Origin of the sequence: Cupriavidus pauculus, assembly GCF_022179805.1 — a bacterium.
Lineage (GTDB): Bacteria > Pseudomonadota > Gammaproteobacteria > Burkholderiales > Burkholderiaceae > Cupriavidus > Cupriavidus pauculus_E.
Genome location: NZ_BPUO01000004.1, coordinates 459,752 through 475,764 on the forward strand (window position 1 = coordinate 459,752; position 16,013 = coordinate 475,764).

Consider the following 16,013-nt stretch of genomic DNA (forward strand, 5'->3'; position numbering starts at 1 on the left):
ACGCAAGCCCTTATCCCGAAGTATCCGGCAGCCCAGGTGCCGTGCGGCAGCGCGGGCCGCGCTGGATGCGCATCGCGATGCTCGTCGTCGGCACCGTTACCGGGCTGGCGCTGGGCGGCGTGGCCCGGGCGGCAACCGATTGCGCCACGGTGCGCATCGTCGTGCCGTTTCCCGCCGGGGGTGCTGCCGACCAGTTGGCGCGCACCGTGTCGCAGGGCCTGCAGCAGCGCCGGGGCACGACCATCGTGGTCGACAACAAGCCCGGAGCCAACGGCAACATCGGCATCGATGCCGTGCGCCGCGCGGCGGGCGACGGGTGCACCTGGCTGGTGGTGCCGGCCGGCAACCTGACGATCAATCCCACGTTGTTCCCCGCGCTCTCCTATCAGGTCGCGCGCGATTTCCGTCCGGTATCGCTGCTGGCCAGTTCGCCGAACGTGCTTGCCGTGCATCCGTCGGTGAAGGCGCGCAACGTTGCCGAGCTGGTGGCGGTGGCCAGGCAGGCGGACCAGCGCAAGGAGCCGCTGGGCTATGCCAGCCCCGGCGTGGGCAGCGGTCTGCATCTGGCGGGCGAACTGTTCCGGCACAAGGCTGGCGTGACCATGCTGCACGTCCCGTACAAAGGCACCACGCAGGCCGTGAACGACGTGGTGGGCGGCCAGGTTCCCGTGCTGCTGGGCACATGGCCGACGCTGGCGCCGTTTATCCAGTCGGGCGCGCTGCGCGCCATCGTGGTCACGCAGTCGACGCGTTCGCCGGCGGCCCCCGATGTGCCGTCGCTTGCCGAACAGGGTATGCCGGGCATCAACGTCAGTTCCTGGTACGCGTTGCTGGTGCCGTCCGCCACACCGAAGCCGATGGCCGATTCGCTGTCCGCCGATATCCATACGTTGTTCACCACGCCATCGGTGCGCGGCGATCTGCAGCGCCAGGGGCTGGAACCCGTGGCGAGCACGCCCGAGGCACTGGCCGCGCGCATCCGCGATGAAGCCGCGGCGTGGGCCACGCTGATCCGCACGTACCACATCACGGCGGAATAGCGATCAGCGCCGCACCCTGGCGGCGCAACCCTTCGAGACATCCCTTACCCGAGTCGTATCTGGCCGCACCCTGCGCCGTGCAGGGTGGCGTGCGGCCGTCATTTTCCTGCACCAGCGAGGCAAGCATGGACTTTGTGTTGAACGGAAAAGCAACCCGCTTCGATGGCGACGGCGACACGCCGCTGCTGTGGGTGATTCGCGATGACGCCGGCCTGACCGGCACCAAGTACGGTTGCGGCATCGGCGCGTGCGGCGCGTGCACCGTGCACGTCGACGGCAACGCGCAGCGGTCGTGCGTGACGCCGGTGTCCAGTGTGGCGGGACGCAGCATCACGACGATCGAGGGCTTGTCGCCAGACCGATCGTCGAAGGTGCAGAAGGCGTGGATCGCCAAGGATGTGCCGCAGTGCGGCTACTGCCAGTCCGGCATGGTGATGGCGGTCAGCGCACTGCTGAAGAGCAATCCGCATCCCACCGACAAGGACATCGACGCAGCCGTGAGCAATCTGTGCCGCTGCGCCACCTATCACCGCATCCGGGAGGCCATCCATGCCGCAGCAAAGTGAAGCCGTGAAGAGCCCGTCGCGACGTGGCTTTCTCGTGGGTAGCGCCGCGGTGGCTGGTGCGCTGTGCATCCCGTTGCCGGTGTTAGCCAACCGCACGGTGGATAGCGGTCCGCATGGCACGCATGAGATTACCGACTGGATCTGGATCGAGCCGAACGGCAAGATCACGCTCGGACTGTCGCAGTGCGAATGCGGCCAGGGCGTCTACACGGGCATGCCGCAGGTGCTGGCCGACGAGCTCGACGCCGACTGGCGCGCTATCACCGTGACCTTCGTCACCGGGCGCGACGCCTACCGCACGGGCGCCGCCTATGAAGAGCCGCAACAGTTCGTGGGCGCGTCGATGTCGGCCACGCTGTTCTACGAGCGCCTGCGCATTGCCGGCGCGCAGGCGCGCGAGGTGCTGACGTTGACTGCCGCCAAGCGGCTGCAGGTACGTCCGGGCCAGTGCTACACCGAGAACGGGCGCGTCTTCCATGGCGGCACCGGCCGCTCGCTGGGCTATGGTGAACTGGCCGAGGAAGCGGCAAAGCTGCCGCTGAATCCGGCGCCGCGCCTGAAGAACGAAGCCGCGCACAAGCTGATCGGGCGCGATCTGCAGCGCCTGGATACGCCGGCCAAGGTCGACGGCTCGGCCGAGTTCGGCATCGATGTGCGCGTGCCGGGCATGCTCTACGGCGCGTTGAAGATGCCGCCCACCGTCACCGGCAAGGTCACGGGCATCCGCAATGCCGATGCCGTACGAGCCATGCCCGGCATTCAGGCCGTGGTGCAGGCGCCCGATGCGGCAATCGTGGTCGCTACCAGCTACTGGCTCGCCAAGAAGGGGGCCGACGCGCTGGAACTCGACATCGATCCGGGTGCCGCCAAGAATCTCGACAGCGACGCCATCATGGCCGCACGCAAGGCGGCACTGGGCGCGCCGCAGGCTGTGGTGGCCACGCGGCTGGGCGATGCCGATGCCGTGCTGGCCAGCGCCGGCAAGGTCGTGGAGGCCGACTATCACACGCCGTACATCGTGCACGCGACGATGGAATCGGTGAACGCCACCGTGCATGTGCGCGAGGATGCCATCGAGGTATGGGGCCCGATCCAGGGCCAGGATTTCGTGCGCAACGCGCTGGCCAAGCTCTACCAGCGCAAGCCGGAAACCATCATCGTCCACACGACGTTCCTGGGCGGCAGCTTCGGGCGCAAGTTCCTGCCGGACTTCGTGGTGCACGCGGCGCGTGCGTCGGCGGCGGTGGGCAAGCCGGTCAAGGTCATCCGCTCGCGCGAGGACGATATCCGCCATGGCTTCTATCGCCCCGGCGTGTCGGGCCGCTTCCGTGCGGTGCTGGACGAGCAGGGCATGCCGCGTGCCATGCACGCGCGGCTGACTGGTCAGTCGCTCTATGGCGTGATCAAGGCCGAGCGCATGGCGAAGAACGGCGGCTGGGACGAGACGATGCTGGAGGCGATCTACGATTGCGTGTATCGCGTGCCGAATCTCAAGGTCGACATGATCGACGTGAAGCAGCCGATTCCGGTCAGCTTCATGCGCAGCGTGGGTTCCACGTCGAGCGTGTTCATGCTGGAGAGCTTCGTCAACGAAATGGCCGATGCGGCGGGCATGGACCCGTATCGCTACCGCCGCGCGCTGCTGTCGCACAGCCCGCTGGCCGTGCGCACGCTGGACGCGGCAGCCAAGGCGGCCAACTGGCAGCGCAAACCGGCACCGGGCGTGACGCGCGGCTTCACGTTCAGTCTCTACACGGGGCGGGGCGAGGCGTTCCAGACCTATGTGGCGATGGCGCTGGAACTGGTGCGCGACGGCAGCGCGTTCAAGGTGCGGCGCGTGGTGTGCGCGGTGGAGTGCGGGCGCGCGATCAATCCGAATCTGATCCGCGCGAACATCGAGGGCGGCATCGGCTTTGCACTGACCAACACGCTGAAGAGCGAAGTGACGTTCAAGGGCGGGGTGGTGCAGCAAAGCAACTTCCACGACTACCCGCTGCTGCAACTGGCCGAGATGCCCAGGATCGACGTGGTCATCGTCGACAGCGACCGTCCGCCGCAGGGTTGTGGCGAGGTGTCGCTGGGGCCGGTGGCGCCGGCCGTGGCGCATGCGCTGTACCAGGCCACGAAGTCACGGCGCCGGTCGATGCCGATGAAGCTCGAAGCCTGACCGTAAAAAAGCTGCCTCTCCACGCCGAAGACTGCGTGGAGAGGGCGGCCTTGCTGGTGGGTAGCGCTGGCCTCAGGCCGCGAAACCCCCATCCACATTCAGGCTGGCACCAGTCACGAAGCTCGATTCGGGGCCGGCCAGATACGCCACCATGCTGGCGATTTCCTCGGGCTTGCCGTGGCGCGGCAGGGCCATCAGACCGTGCAGCGACTTTGCGAAATCCGAGTTCTCGGGGTTCATGTCGGTATTCACCGGGCCGGGCTGCACGTTGTTGACGGTGATGCCACGCGGGCCCAGGTCTCGCGACATGCCTTGCACCAGGCCCTTCAGTGCGGACTTGCTCATCGCGTAGGCGGCGCCGCCGGCAAACGGCATGCGGTCGGCGTTGGTGCTGCCGATGTTGATGATGCGGCCGCCTTCGCCCATATGGGACAGCGCTGCCTTGCTGGCCACGAACACGGCGCGTACGTTCACGGCCACGGTCTTGTCGAAGTCGTCCAGCGAGAACTCTTCCACCGGGCCCAGGTGCAGCACGCCGGCGTTGTTCACCAGGATGTCGATCTTGCCGAAGTGGACGGCGGCGTCATTGATGGCACGCGTCACCGCAGCGGCGTCGGCGGCATCGGCCTGGTACGCCTTGGCACGGCCGCCAGCGGCCTGGATCGATTCCACCAGTTCCTGCGCGCCGGCGCCGGAGCTCTGGTAGGTGAATGCGACGGCGGCACCGTCGCGGGCCAGGCGGCGGACCACGGCGGCACCGATGCCGCGTGCACCGCCAGTTACGAAGGCAACCTTGTTCGAGAGCGTAGTCATGATGTGTTCCTTGTGATGTCAGTGAAGATGTGACCAGTATGGTTGGTGGTTTCCACTACCGCTAGTCACAAATCACGATCAAGTTCTTCAACCATTGGTATAAGCTTCGGGCTATGGAAGCCCTGAACCTGCTCGAATCGTTTGTCCAAAGTGCCGAAACCGGCAGTTTTTCGGCCGCAGCCCGCCGGCTGGGGCTCACGCCGGCCGCCGTCAGCAAGAACGTGGCGCGGCTGGAGGCCCATCTGGGGCTGCGGCTGTTCCAGCGCAGCACGCGCAAGCTCACGCTGACGCTGGGGGGCGAGCAGTTCCTGCGCCAGGTGTCCGATCCGTACGCGACCCTGCGCGATGCCTTTGCCAGCGTGGCGCAGGACGATGGCAAGCCGGCCGGCGTGCTCAAGGTCAGCATGGGCGTGGCGTTCGGGCGCGAGTACCTGGTGCCGCTGCTGGGCGAATTCCTGGAGCGATATCCGGCTATCGTGCCCGACTGGCATTTCGATAATCGCGCCGTCGACCTGATTGCCGGGGGCTTCGACGTGGCGATCGGCGGCGGCATCGACCTGACCGAGGGCGTGGTCGCGCGCGAACTGGCGCGGACTCATGTGGTGGCAGTGGCGTCGCCGGCGTACCTGTCGGGGCGGACGCTTCCGACGCATCCGGCTGGCCTGGCCGAGTTCGATGGCATCGTGCGCCGGTCCGCGTCCACCGGCCGCCTGCGATTGTGGAACCTGCGCAATCAGGTGGGTGAGGAAGCGCTGGCGGAGCCGCGCACGCGGCTGATCTTCGACGATCCCGAAGCCATGGCCCACGCAGCCATGCAGGGGCTGGGCGTGGCGCTGCTGCCCATGCCCCACGCCGCACCCTGGCTGGAGCGCGGGGCGCTGGTGCGTCTGTTGCCGGGCTGGTGTGCCGACAACGGACCCGTCGCGCTTTACTACCCGAACCGCAAGCTGCTGCCGCCCAAGACGCGCGTGTTCATCGACTTCATTGTCGAGGCCTTCCAGCGCAAGGGCCTGGCGCGCCGATTCGACGGACGCTGAACGGGCGGCTGGGCAGATGCGCTGCGTGGACTATGCTTCGGAAGTTCGAACCACGCGAATGCAGGGGGAGGGGCAGTGATGAGCGTCGAAAAAATCGAGATTCCCGGTAGCCAGGGCGGCACGCTGTCTGCACGGATGGAATGGCCCGACGGCCCGGTGCGGGCGCATGCGCTGTTCGCGCATTGCTTCACCTGCGGCAAGGACAGCCTGGCGGCCACCCGCATCGCGCGGGCGCTGACCGCGCAGGGCATTGCCGTGCTGCGCTTTGATTTCACCGGCATTGGCGCCAGCGAGGGCGATTTCGCCAGCACCAATTTCTCGTCGAACCTGGCCGACCTGGAAGCCGTGGCCATGTACATGCGCACCCGCGGCCAGGCCCCGGCGCTGCTGATCGGGCACAGCCTTGGCGGTGCGGCCGTGCTGGGCGTGGCGCGCCGGCTGCCCGAGCTGCGCGCGGTGGTGACCATCGCCGCACCCAGCGATCCGCGCCATGTGCTGGGCCTGCTGGGCGACAACGTCGAGCGCATCCGCGCCGAAGGCGAGCTTGAAGTGAAGCTGGCCGGCCGGCCATTCCGCATCGCGCGCCAGTTCATCGACGATGTGTCCAGCCACAGGTTGCTCGACGAGGTGGCTCACCTTGGCAAGCCGCTGCTGGTGATGCAGTCGCCCACCGACGATACGGTCGAGGTGGAGAACGGCCTGGCCATCTTCGAGGCCGCCGCGCAGCCGAAAGCCTATGTGGCGCTGGACGGTGCCGACCACCTGCTGCAGAACCGCGCCGGCGCGGCCTACGCGGCCAGCATGATCACTGCGTGGTCGCAGCACTATCTGCCCACGCTGACCGAGGACGTGCAGGATGCGATTCCGGAGCCCGGCGTGGTGATGGTGGCCGAGCGCCACCGGGGCCGCTACCAGCAGACGATCCGCATGGGCAGCCATGAGCTGGTGGCCGACGAGCCCGTTGCCGTGGGTGGCGACGACGCCGGCCCGAATCCGTACGAGCTGTTGCTGTCGGCGCTTGGCGCCTGCACGTCGATGACCATGCGCATGTATGCCGAGCGCAAGTCGCTGCCGCTGGAGCACGTGGCGGTGCAGCTACGGCACGAGAAGATCCACGCCGAGGACTGCGCGGCCTGCGAGACCACGGTGGGGATGGTGGACCGGATCGAGCGGCGCATCGCGATCCGTGGCGACCTGAGCGACGAACAGCGCGCGTCGCTGATGGCGATTGCCGACAAATGCCCCGTGCATCGCACGCTGCATTCGGAAATCCGGATCGATACCTTGCCGGGCTAGCCGATCCCAAGCACGCGCCGGCGCGCGGCATCGAATGCCGCGCCTTCGGCCACGAGCCACTCCTCCACTTCGGTCACCTGCGCGCTCTGCCCGTGCGCGCAGACGAAGTGATACGACGCGTGGCTAGGCGCGTGAATGCCCCACAGGTCCACCAGCCGGCCCGACTCCAGGTCTTCCAGCACCAGCGCGGACCGGCCGATGGCCACGCCTTGTCCGGACAACGCCGCATTGATGGCCAGTTGCGACAGGTTGAAGCGCTGGCCGTCAGCCGTATCGGGCAGGGTCAGCCCGGCGTGGCGCAGCCAGCATTGCCATTCCTCGAACTCGCCGGCGCCGTCCCACGGGCTCACGTCGTGCAGCAGCATGTTGGCGCGCAGGCCGGCCGGCGAGCGCAGTTCGGGATGCGCAGCGGCGTAGGCGGGGCTGGCCACGGGGATCAGCCATTCCTCCAGGAACCGGTGCGCCTTCAGGTCCGGATAGCCGCCGGGGTCGAAGCGCACGGCCGCCTCGGTGCCGTCGCGCTGCATGCGCGAGCGGTCGAGCGCGTGGAATTCGCCATAGACCCGCAGGCCGATGTCCGGATGCTGGCGAAAGAAGCTGCCCAGCCGGGGCGTCAGCCACACCATGGCGAACGACGGCGAGCACGACAGCGCGATGGGCTGCTTGTCGCGCGGCCGGCGCAACTGGGTCAGCGTGCCTTCGATGGCCTGGAACGACTCGCGCAGCACAAAGCGCAGGCGCTCGCCCTCGGGCGTCAGCACCAGCGCGCGCGGCGTACGCAGGAACAGCGGGCGGTCCAGCCACTGTTCGAGCTGCTTCACCTGCTGGCTGACCGCGCCCTGCGTGACGCACAGCTCGGCGGCGGCCTGGGTGAAGTTGCAATGCCGCGCCGCCGCCTCAAAACAGCGCAGCCAGCCCAATAATGATGCGGACAGGGTGTTTGCCATTAGTAGGACTAATGCATTGATCAGTACAAATGGTTTGTCATGACGTTGTAATGGGACAAGAATGAGTCCATCCCATCCGATGATTTGAGCCCATGCAGACCGTCACCTTACCGTTGTCGCCTCAACAGCAAAGCGATCTCGGCACCGCCCGCCCGCTGTTCTGGGCCAATCCGCAGCGGTCCGAAGACGCCGCCGTCGCCACGGTCGTGGAAGGGCGTGGCATTAGTCTAGCTGATGTGCGCGGCGCCCAGGCCCGCTTCCAGCGCTTCGCGCCGCTGCTGGCGCAACTGTTCCCGGAACTGCAGGCCGAAGCGGGGCGCATCGAATCCGCGCTGGTGGCAGTGCCCGATATGCAGCGCGCCCTGGAGATCCCGTCGTCGCAGGGCTCGCTGTGGATCAAGGCCGATCACAGCCTGCCCGTGGCCGGGTCGATCAAGGCACGCGGCGGCATCCACGAAGTGCTGGAGTTCGCCGAGTCGCTGGCGCTCGAACATGGCCTGGTCACGCTCGACGACGACTACAGCGTGCTGGCCGAAGCCCCGGCGCGCGCGCTGTTCAGCCGCTACCAGGTGGCCGTGGGTTCCACCGGCAACCTGGGCCTTAGCATTGGCGTGATGGCTTCGGCGCTGGGGTTCCGCGCCGCCGTGCATATGTCGGCGGACGCCAAGGAATGGAAGAAGGCGCGGCTGCGTGCACGCGGCGTCGAGGTGGTGGAGCACACCGGCGACTACGCGTCGGCCGTGGCGGCCGGGCGGCGCAATGCCGATGCCGATCCGTACTGCTACTTTGTCGATGACGAGCGGTCGCTGTCGCTGATGCTTGGCTACAGCGCCGCCGCGTTGCACCTGCAGGCGCAACTGGAGGCAGCGGGCTTGCGTGTCGATGCATCGCATCCGCTGTTCGTGTACCTGCCCTGCGGCGTGGGCGGCGCGCCGGCCGGCATCGCTTTCGGCTTGCGCCAGCTTTATGGTCCGCACGTGCACCCGATCTTCGCGGAACCCACCCAGTCGCCGTGCTTCCTGGTGGAAATGCTCGCACCGGGTGCCTCGGTCTATGACGTGGGCCTGACCAACCGCACCGAGGCCGATGGCCTGGCCGTGCCGCAGGCGTCGGAACTGGCCGCGCAGGCCATGCGCCCGCTGCTGGCTGGTGTCTACACGGTGCCCGACGATAGGCTGTTTGCCGACCTGCATCGCCTGCGCGAAACCGAAGGCATGCGCATCGAACCGTCGGCTGCCGCCGGATTCAGCGGTCCGGGCATGCTGCTCGGCACGGACGCGGGCCGCGCCTACCTGAAACAGCACAAGCTTGAAGCACTGATGCCCGATGCCACGCATCTGGTATGGACCACTGGCGGCCTGTTCGTGCCGCCCGAGGAGTACGCGCGCTTTGCCGAACGCGGCGCGGCGCTGGCAGCCTGATCCAGGCCGATTTTCATTCGATCCTATTCGATTGCACTGTTGCGGAGCCCCACCATGATCCGATCGCTTTTCAAGTTCGCCCCGACCGTCGTCCCCGCCATCGCCGCGTGCGGCCTGGCCATGGGCGCCACGCTGGCCCATGCCGACACGTTTCCGTCCAAGCCGATCCAGCTCGTGATTCCGTTCCCGCCGGGCGGCGCCACCGACGTGATCGGCCGCCTGGTCGGCAAGAAGCTTGGCGACAAGCTGGGCCAGACCGTGGTGGTCGACAACCGCCCCGGTGCCGGCACCATCGTCGGTGCAAGCTACGTGGCCAAGGCCGCGCCCGATGGCTACACGCTGCTGGCCAGTTCGGGCACGACGTTCACGGTCAACCCGGCCATCCACGCCAAGCTGCCGTACGACCCGGTCAAGAGCTTCGAGCCGATCGGGTTCACGGGCCGCACCGGCCTGATCCTGCTGGCCAACAAGGACCAGCCGATTGGCAACCTGAAGCAGCTCGTGGCCGCCGCCAAGGCGCAGCCGGGCAAGCTCACCTATGGCTCGTTCGGCAGCGGCACCACCGCGCAGTTCGCGGGCGAGATGCTGTTCAACCTGGCCGGCGTGAAGCTGCTGCATGTGCCGTACAAGGGCAGCGCCCCGGCCATGACCGACCTGATCGGCGGACAGATTCCGTTCACGGTCGACACCGTGGCCGCCGCGATTCCGCAGGTGAAGGCGGGCAAGGTCAAGGCCATCGCCGTGACCACGGCAAAGCGCTCGTCGCTGCTGCCCGACGTGCCCACCGCCGCCGAAGCCGGCGTGCCGGGCATCGATGCCGATACGTGGCTGGCGCTGGTGGCGCCGCGCGGCCTGCCGGCCGACGTGAAGCAGAAGCTGGAAAAAGCGCTGGCCGAGGTGATGGCTGACGCCGACACGCGCGCTGCGCTGGTCAAGGCCGGTTTCGAGCCCATCGAAGGCAACGGCGCGGCCGTCTCCGCGCAGATCACCAAGGAACTGCCGCTGATGCGCGCCACGGCGCAACGTGCGAACATCACCGCCGACTGACCGGCAAGTCGAGCGACGCCATCGAATCAAGGAGGAGACGTAAGTGAACGAAGCACAGAAGACGCTGGTGGCCCGGCCAGCCACCGAGTTGCGGCGCATGATCGGCAGCAAGGAAATCTCGCCGGTCGAATTGCTGGACGCGTGCATCGCGCAGATCGGCCAGGTCAACCCGTTCCTGAACGCGGTGACCGCCACCTGCTTCGAGCGCGCCCATGACGAAGCGCGCGCTGCCGAACGCGCGGTGCTCGACGGCCAGCCGCTGGGGCTGCTGCACGGCCTGCCGCTGGGCGTGAAGGATCTGGAGGCCACGGCCGGCCTGCTGACCACCTATGGCTCGCCGCTGTATCGCGACAACGTGCCGGCCGAAGACAATGTGCTGGTGGCGCGCCTGCGTGCTGCCGGGGCCATCGTGGCCGGCAAGACCAATATTCCGGAGATGGGTGCGGGCGCCAATTCGCGCAACGATGTCTGGGGCGCCACTGGCAATCCGTTCAATCCCAACCTCAATGCCGGCGGATCGTCGGGCGGCTCGGCCGCGGCGCTGGCAGCGGACCTGCTGCCGGTCTGCACGGGCTCGGACACGGGCGGATCGCTGCGCATTCCGGCGGCCAAGTGCGGCGTGGTGGGCTTCCGTCCGTCGCCCGGCGTGGTGCCGAGTTCGCGCAAGCTGCTGGGCTGGACGCCGATCTCGGTGGTGGGGCCGATGGGCCGCACCGTGGCCGATGCCTGTCTGCAACTGGCGGCGTCGGCGGGCGTGTCGGCCGGCGATCCGCTGACCTATCCGCTGGACCCGATGTCGTTCCTGGTGCCGATGCCGGTGGACCTGGGCAGCCTGCGCGTGGCGTACACCGAGGACTTCGGCTGCTGCGACGTGGACGACGACATCCGCCGCACCTTCCGCGAGAAGATCGCCGCGATGCGCCACCTGTTCCGTAGCTGCGATGCCATCGACATCGACCTGGGCGACGCGCACCGTTGCTTCGACGTGCTGCGTGCCGAGAGCTTCGTGGCCGGCATGCGCGACGCCTACGAGCGCGATCCGTCCAAGCTGGGGCCCAACACGCGCGCCAACTACGAGATGGGCGCGCGGATGTCGCTGGTGGACAGCGCGTGGGCCCAGGCCGAGCAGACGCGCATCCTGCAGCGCTTCCAGCAGCTCTACCGCGACTATGACGTGATCCTGTCGCCCACCACGCCGGTGTCGCCGTTCCCGTGGACCTCGCTCTACGCCGAATCGATCAACGGCGTGCGCCAGGAGAACTACTACCGCTGGCTGTCGCTAACCTACGTGGTCACGCTGACCACGCATCCGGCTTTGTCGCTGCCGTGCGGCCGCGACCATGCGGGCATGCCGTTCGGTCTGCAGATCGTCGGCGGCTTTCGTGAGGACCATCGCACGCTGGGCATCTCGCACGCGATGGAACAGGCGTTCGCGGCCATCCCGGCACTGCGCCGGCCGCTGCCCGACCTGGCTGCCCTGAAGCCCGCCGACCCGGCGCTGACCTCGATCGTGACGGCACCGGCCGTGCTCGACGCCAAGGTCAAGCAAGGCAAGGAAGCGTCGGCCGTCTGATTGCCGTCGCTGTGCTCTCCGGTGCTCCCACGGGGCGCCGGAGAGTCGAAGCCCAATTCCGTCCCATGGAATTGACCGGCTGCGTTTGATCCGCCATCGGCCTACCCTCCTGTCATACGAAACAGACAGGAGACAACCTTGGCAACTGCTGCATTTCGCGTGGCGCGCAGGCTCGCCGCGCTGACCCTTCCCCTTGCCGTGCTGGCTGGCATTGCCGCGCCGGCGCAGGCGGCCTTTCCCGACAAGCCGATCCGCATCGTCGTGCCGTTCTCGCCAGGAGGCGGCACGGACCTGATCGCTCGCGCGATGGGGGTGCCCATGGCGCAAGACCTGGGGCAGGCCGTCGTCATCGACAACAAGCCGGGCGGCGGCACCATCATCGGCACCGACAACGTGGCCAAGAGCGCGCCCGATGGCTACACGCTGGTGATGGCCACCTTCGCACATGCCGTCAACCCGAGCCTCCAGCCGAAGCTGCCGTACGACACCGCAAAAGCATTCACGCCGGTGGTGCTGGTGGGCCGCTCGCCCAACGTGCTGGTGGTGCGCGCCGACAGCCCCTACAAATCCGTGAAGGATGTGATCGCGGCGGCAAAGCTGAAGCCGGGCGCCATCTCGTTTGCGTCGCAGGGGCCGGGCACGTCGGCGCACCTGGCCGGTGAACTATTCAAGAGCCTGGCCAAGGTCGACCTGAACCACATCCCCTACAAGGGCGCCGGCCCCGCCATCACCGACCTGCTTGGCGGTCAGGTGGACATGATGTTCGCCACCGCGTCGGCGGTGGGCAACCTCCTGGAATCCGGCAAGCTGCGCGCGCTGGGCGTGACCGCATCGCAGCGATCCACGAGCCCGGACCTGGCAAAGGTGCCGACCATCGCCGAGAGCGGGCTGCCCGGCTACGCGGCCGAAAGCTGGTACGGGCTGTTCGCGCCCGCCGGCACGCCGGCCGCCGTGGTGGCGCGGCTCAATGCGGCGGCGCGCAAGGCCGTCAACGCCGATGCGTTCCGCAAGCGCGCGGAAGCCGAGGGGCTGATCGTCAGCCCCGGCACACCCGAGGAATTCGGACGCTACGTGCACGGCGAGGAAGCGCGCTGGAGCAAGGTCGTCAAGGACGCCCACATCACGCTGAACTGAACGTCCCTCTCGCACACCCCCCATTCGATAAGCAAAGCATATGAACGACTACACCCTGATCCAGCTCGACGTGCGCGACGGCATTGCCGTGCTGACCCTGAACCGCCCCGAAAAGCGCAATGCCATCAGCGATGACATGCGCACCGAACTGATCGACGCACTGGAGCGCGTGACGGCCGACCGCAACATCCGCGCGCTGGTACTGACCGGCAGCGGCAAGGGCTTCTGCGCGGGCGGCGACGTGGCCGGCATGCAGCGCCGCATGGACGCGCCCCCGGGCGAAGTGGGCTTCAACGGCTGGACGCGCCAGCAGCGCGTGCACCATTCCGTCGGGCTGCTGCACAACATGCCCAAGCCTGTCATCGCGGCGGTCAATGGTGGCGCCAACGGACTGGGCGCGGACCTGGCCATGGCCTGCGATCTGGTGATCGCGTCGTCGGCGGCCAGCTTCACGTGGTCGTATATCCATCGTGGCCTGATTCCCGATGGCGGCGGCATGTACTTCCTGCCGCGCCGCGTGGGGCTGGCCAATGCCAAGCAGCTGATCTTCGGGGGCCGCAAGGTCGAGGCCGACGAGGCGCTGCAACTGGGCATCGCCGACCGGCTGAGCTCGTCGCCCGAGGCGCTGGTCGATGAGGCCGTGGCGTGGGCGGCGGAAATGTCGCACGGCTCGGCCACGGCGCTGGCGCTGGGCAAGTCGATCCTGAACCAGACGTTCGAGCTAACGGCCGACCAGGTGTTCGGGCAGGGCAGCCAGGCGCAGGGCATCTGCTACACCAGCAGCGAACATCGTGAATCGGTGCTGGCCTTCCTGGCCAAGACCGCCAACAAGGGTTGAGCATCATGGCAGCACAACTTTCCACCAAGGCCGATGCACGCGCCGACGCCATCGCGCGTCTGGTCAAGCCACGCAGCGTGGCCGTGATCGGCGCGTCGGCCGATCCGAACAAGACCGCCGGGCGTCCGGTGTCGTACCTGACGCGCCACGGCTTTGCTGGCTCGATCTATCCGGTCAATCCCAAGGTCGATGCCATCGACGGCATCCGCTGCTATCCCGATATCGGCTCGCTGCCCGAAGTGCCCGACGTGGGCATCGTACTGCTGGGCGCAGAGCGCGCGCACCAGGCCGTGCGCGAACTGGCCGCACGCGGTACGGGCGCGGCTATCGTGCTGGCCAGCGGCTATACCGAGACCGGTGACGTGGGCGCACGACGCCAGGCCGAACTGATCGAGGCGGCGGGCGGCATGCGGCTGCTGGGGCCGAACACGATCGGGCTGGTGAACCTGACCGACAACATTCCGTTGTCGGCCAGCGGTGCGCTGGCCATGGACCACTTTCCGGCAGGCAATATCGGCGTGGTGTCGCAGAGCGGCGGCATCCTGGGCGCGCTGCTGTCGCGTGCGGCGGCGCGTGGCATCGGGTTGTCGAAGCTGGTGTCGACCAGCAATGAGGCCGACCTGGAATTGGCCGACTTCATCGACTACCTGGCCGACGATCCGGCCACGCGCGTGATCGCGCTCTATGTGGAAAGCGTGCGCAACGTCGAGCGCTTCCGCGCGGCGGCGTTGAAGGCCGCCGCCGCCGGCAAGCCGGTGGTGGCGTTCAAGATCGGCCGTTCCGAGGCCGGTGCGCGCGCGGCGGTGTCGCACACCGGCGCCATGGCCGGTGCCGACCGCATGTACGACGCGCTGTTCCGCCAGCTTGGCGTGATCCGCGCGCAGACGTTCTCGGACCTGATCGACATTCCGGCCGCGCTGGCCACGGGCCGCGTGCTGCACGGCAAGCGCATCGCGGTGCTGACCTCCACGGGTGGCGCCGGCACGCTGGTGTCCGACAGCCTGGGCGTCTCCGGTTTCGAAACGCCGGCACCCGACGCGCAGACGGCCGAGCGGCTGCGCGCGCTGCAGAAGGGCGACCACGCGGCGCTCGACCGCAATCCGATCGACGTCACGCTGGCGGGCCTGCAACCCGACCTGCTGCGCGGTGCGATTCGCGCGCTGCTGGCCAGCCCCAGCTACGACGCCGTGACGATCATCGTAGGTTCGTCTGGCCTGGCCATGCCGGACCTGATGGCCGATGCCATCAACGATTGCCTGCCCGAGAGCGACAAGCCCGTGGTGGCCTACGTGAGCCCGCACGCGCCGCAGGTGGCGGCCGTGCTGAACGAGCGCGGCGTGCCGGCCTTCATGGCACCCGAAAGCTGTGCGGTGGCGTTTGCCGCGATGCTGGCGGCGGGCGAGCTTCCGACCGGCTCGGGCGATGCGCCGGCGCAAGCAGCATCCGCCATCGACCTGGGTGACGTGCCGGCAGGCTCGCTCGACGAACACGCGGCCAAGCAGTTGTTCGCGCGCTTTGGGCTGCCCGGCGTGCGCGAGACCGTGGTACACGATGCGGCAGGCGCCGAGGCGGCTGCGCGTGCGCTGGGCGAGCGTGTGGTGCTCAAGATCCTGTCCGAGTCGATCACCCACAAGAGCGACGTCGGCGGCGTGGCCGTCAACGTGGCACCGGCGGATATCGGCGCACGGCTGGCCCGCATGCGCGACGACGTGCAACGCCATACCGGCGAGACGCCCGAACGGTTCCTGGTGCAGGAAATGGTGGGCGGCGGCGCAGAGCTGATTTTGGGCACCCATCGCGATGCGCTGGGCACAGCGATCCTGCTGGGCATGGGCGGCGTCACGGCCGAACTGTTCCAGGACACCACGCTGCGCCTGCTGCCCACGGGCGGCCTGAGCCGCGCCGAGGCGCTGTCGATGGTGCGCGAACTGAAGACGTGGCCGCTGCTCGATGGCTATCGCGGCCGGCCGAAAGCCGACGTTGAGGCGCTGGTCGATGCTATCGTGGCGTTTTCGCGGATGGCGGCCGCTTTGGGGCCGCGTCTGGTGGAAGCCGAGATCAACCCGGTATTCGTGCTGCCGGCCGGCCAGGGCGTGCGCGCGGCGGACGGCGTGGCGGTGATCGGCGCATGACG

General features: G+C 68.0%; 13 protein-coding genes. 11 read left to right on the forward strand and 2 right to left on the reverse strand.

The genetic code is table 11. From position 1 onward, the window contains the following. Positions 1-77: 77 nt before the first annotated feature. From MFF62_RS10765 to MFF62_RS10775, 3 genes are all read left to right on the forward strand, one after another. On the forward strand, positions 78-1,040 hold the full coding sequence (locus MFF62_RS10765; protein WP_404990730.1) for a Bug family tripartite tricarboxylate transporter substrate binding protein: 963 nt from the start codon (positions 78-80) through the stop codon (positions 1,038-1,040). 125 nt (positions 1,041-1,165) lie between these two features. Continuing rightward, on the forward strand, positions 1,166-1,606 hold the full coding sequence (locus MFF62_RS10770; RefSeq protein WP_238262946.1) for a (2Fe-2S)-binding protein: 441 nt from the start codon (positions 1,166-1,168) through the stop codon (positions 1,604-1,606). Beyond that, positions 1,590-3,773 (forward strand): xanthine dehydrogenase family protein molybdopterin-binding subunit, encoded by a 2,184-nt coding sequence (locus tag MFF62_RS10775; protein ID WP_238262948.1) that lies wholly within the window; start codon positions 1,590-1,592, stop codon positions 3,771-3,773. The genes MFF62_RS10770 and MFF62_RS10775 overlap by 17 nt, the downstream gene beginning before the upstream one ends. Before the next feature lie 72 nt (positions 3,774-3,845). Here the strand turns inward: MFF62_RS10775 and MFF62_RS10780 are convergent, their stop codons facing one another. Continuing rightward, positions 3,846-4,586: an SDR family oxidoreductase gene (locus MFF62_RS10780; RefSeq protein ID WP_238262949.1), complete on the reverse strand. Its 741-nt coding sequence runs from the start codon at positions 4,584-4,586 to the stop codon at positions 3,846-3,848. Positions 4,587-4,699: 113 nt separating this feature from the next. Here MFF62_RS10780 and MFF62_RS10785 point away from each other — a divergent pair, with 113 nt between their 5' ends. Both MFF62_RS10785 and MFF62_RS10790 read left to right on the forward strand, forming a co-directional pair. Next, positions 4,700-5,623 carry a LysR family transcriptional regulator gene (locus MFF62_RS10785; protein ID WP_238262951.1) on the forward strand — a complete coding sequence of 308 codons (924 nt, stop codon included), beginning with the start codon at positions 4,700-4,702 and terminating at the stop codon, positions 5,621-5,623. A gap of 78 nt (positions 5,624-5,701) precedes the next feature. Beyond that, complete coding sequence (locus tag MFF62_RS10790) at positions 5,702-6,919, forward strand: bifunctional alpha/beta hydrolase/OsmC family protein (protein WP_238262953.1); 1,218 nt, start codon at positions 5,702-5,704, stop codon at positions 6,917-6,919. Here the strand turns inward: MFF62_RS10790 and MFF62_RS10795 are convergent. Next, complete coding sequence (locus MFF62_RS10795) at positions 6,916-7,866, reverse strand: LysR family transcriptional regulator (RefSeq protein ID WP_238262955.1); 951 nt, start codon at positions 7,864-7,866, stop codon at positions 6,916-6,918. The two genes, MFF62_RS10790 and MFF62_RS10795, sit on opposite strands and share 4 nt — an antisense overlap. Positions 7,867-7,958: 92 nt before the next feature. On the opposite strand from MFF62_RS10795, the gene MFF62_RS10800 reads away from it, so the two are divergent. From MFF62_RS10800 to MFF62_RS10825, 6 genes are all read left to right on the forward strand, one after another. Next, the gene (locus MFF62_RS10800; RefSeq protein WP_238262957.1) at positions 7,959-9,287 is read left to right on the forward strand and encodes a D-serine ammonia-lyase; all 1,329 of its coding nucleotides are present in this window, start codon (positions 7,959-7,961) and stop codon (positions 9,285-9,287) included. A 54-nt stretch (positions 9,288-9,341) separates the two neighbouring features. After that, positions 9,342-10,334 (forward strand): Bug family tripartite tricarboxylate transporter substrate binding protein, encoded by a 993-nt coding sequence (locus tag MFF62_RS10805; RefSeq protein WP_404990727.1) that lies wholly within the window; start codon positions 9,342-9,344, stop codon positions 10,332-10,334. A gap of 97 nt (positions 10,335-10,431) precedes the next feature. Next, positions 10,432-11,907: an amidase gene (locus MFF62_RS10810; protein ID WP_238263111.1), complete on the forward strand. Its 1,476-nt coding sequence runs from the start codon at positions 10,432-10,434 to the stop codon at positions 11,905-11,907. A gap of 138 nt (positions 11,908-12,045) precedes the next feature. Further along, positions 12,046-13,041 (forward strand): tripartite tricarboxylate transporter substrate binding protein, encoded by a 996-nt coding sequence (locus MFF62_RS10815; RefSeq protein WP_404990728.1) that lies wholly within the window; start codon positions 12,046-12,048, stop codon positions 13,039-13,041. Between the two features lie 40 nt (positions 13,042-13,081). Then, the gene (locus tag MFF62_RS10820) at positions 13,082-13,879 is read left to right on the forward strand and encodes an enoyl-CoA hydratase/isomerase family protein (protein WP_238262959.1); all 798 of its coding nucleotides are present in this window, start codon (positions 13,082-13,084) and stop codon (positions 13,877-13,879) included. A gap of 5 nt (positions 13,880-13,884) precedes the next feature. Continuing rightward, positions 13,885-16,011 (forward strand): acetate--CoA ligase family protein, encoded by a 2,127-nt coding sequence (locus MFF62_RS10825; RefSeq protein ID WP_238262960.1) that lies wholly within the window; start codon positions 13,885-13,887, stop codon positions 16,009-16,011. The last annotated feature ends 2 nt before the right edge of the window (positions 16,012-16,013 follow it).

Coding starts and splice junctions, on each gene's coding strand:
- MFF62_RS10800 (WP_238262957.1), top strand. CDS start 7,959: ATGCAGACCGTCACCTTACCGTTGTCGCCTCAACAGCAAAGCGATCTC.
- MFF62_RS10795 (WP_238262955.1), bottom strand. CDS start 7,866: ATGGCAAACACCCTGTCCGCATCATTATTGGGCTGGCTGCGCTGTTTT.
- MFF62_RS10810 (WP_238263111.1), top strand. CDS start 10,432: ATGATCGGCAGCAAGGAAATCTCGCCGGTCGAATTGCTGGACGCGTGC.
- MFF62_RS10775 (WP_238262948.1), top strand. CDS start 1,590: ATGCCGCAGCAAAGTGAAGCCGTGAAGAGCCCGTCGCGACGTGGCTTT.
- MFF62_RS10805 (WP_404990727.1), top strand. CDS start 9,342: ATGATCCGATCGCTTTTCAAGTTCGCCCCGACCGTCGTCCCCGCCATC.
- MFF62_RS10780 (WP_238262949.1), bottom strand. CDS start 4,586: ATGACTACGCTCTCGAACAAGGTTGCCTTCGTAACTGGCGGTGCACGC.
- MFF62_RS10820 (WP_238262959.1), top strand. CDS start 13,082: ATGAACGACTACACCCTGATCCAGCTCGACGTGCGCGACGGCATTGCC.
- MFF62_RS10790 (WP_238262953.1), top strand. CDS start 5,702: ATGAGCGTCGAAAAAATCGAGATTCCCGGTAGCCAGGGCGGCACGCTG.
- MFF62_RS10825 (WP_238262960.1), top strand. CDS start 13,885: ATGGCAGCACAACTTTCCACCAAGGCCGATGCACGCGCCGACGCCATC.
- MFF62_RS10765 (WP_404990730.1), top strand. CDS start 78: ATGCTCGTCGTCGGCACCGTTACCGGGCTGGCGCTGGGCGGCGTGGCC.
- MFF62_RS10770 (WP_238262946.1), top strand. CDS start 1,166: ATGGACTTTGTGTTGAACGGAAAAGCAACCCGCTTCGATGGCGACGGC.
- MFF62_RS10785 (WP_238262951.1), top strand. CDS start 4,700: ATGGAAGCCCTGAACCTGCTCGAATCGTTTGTCCAAAGTGCCGAAACC.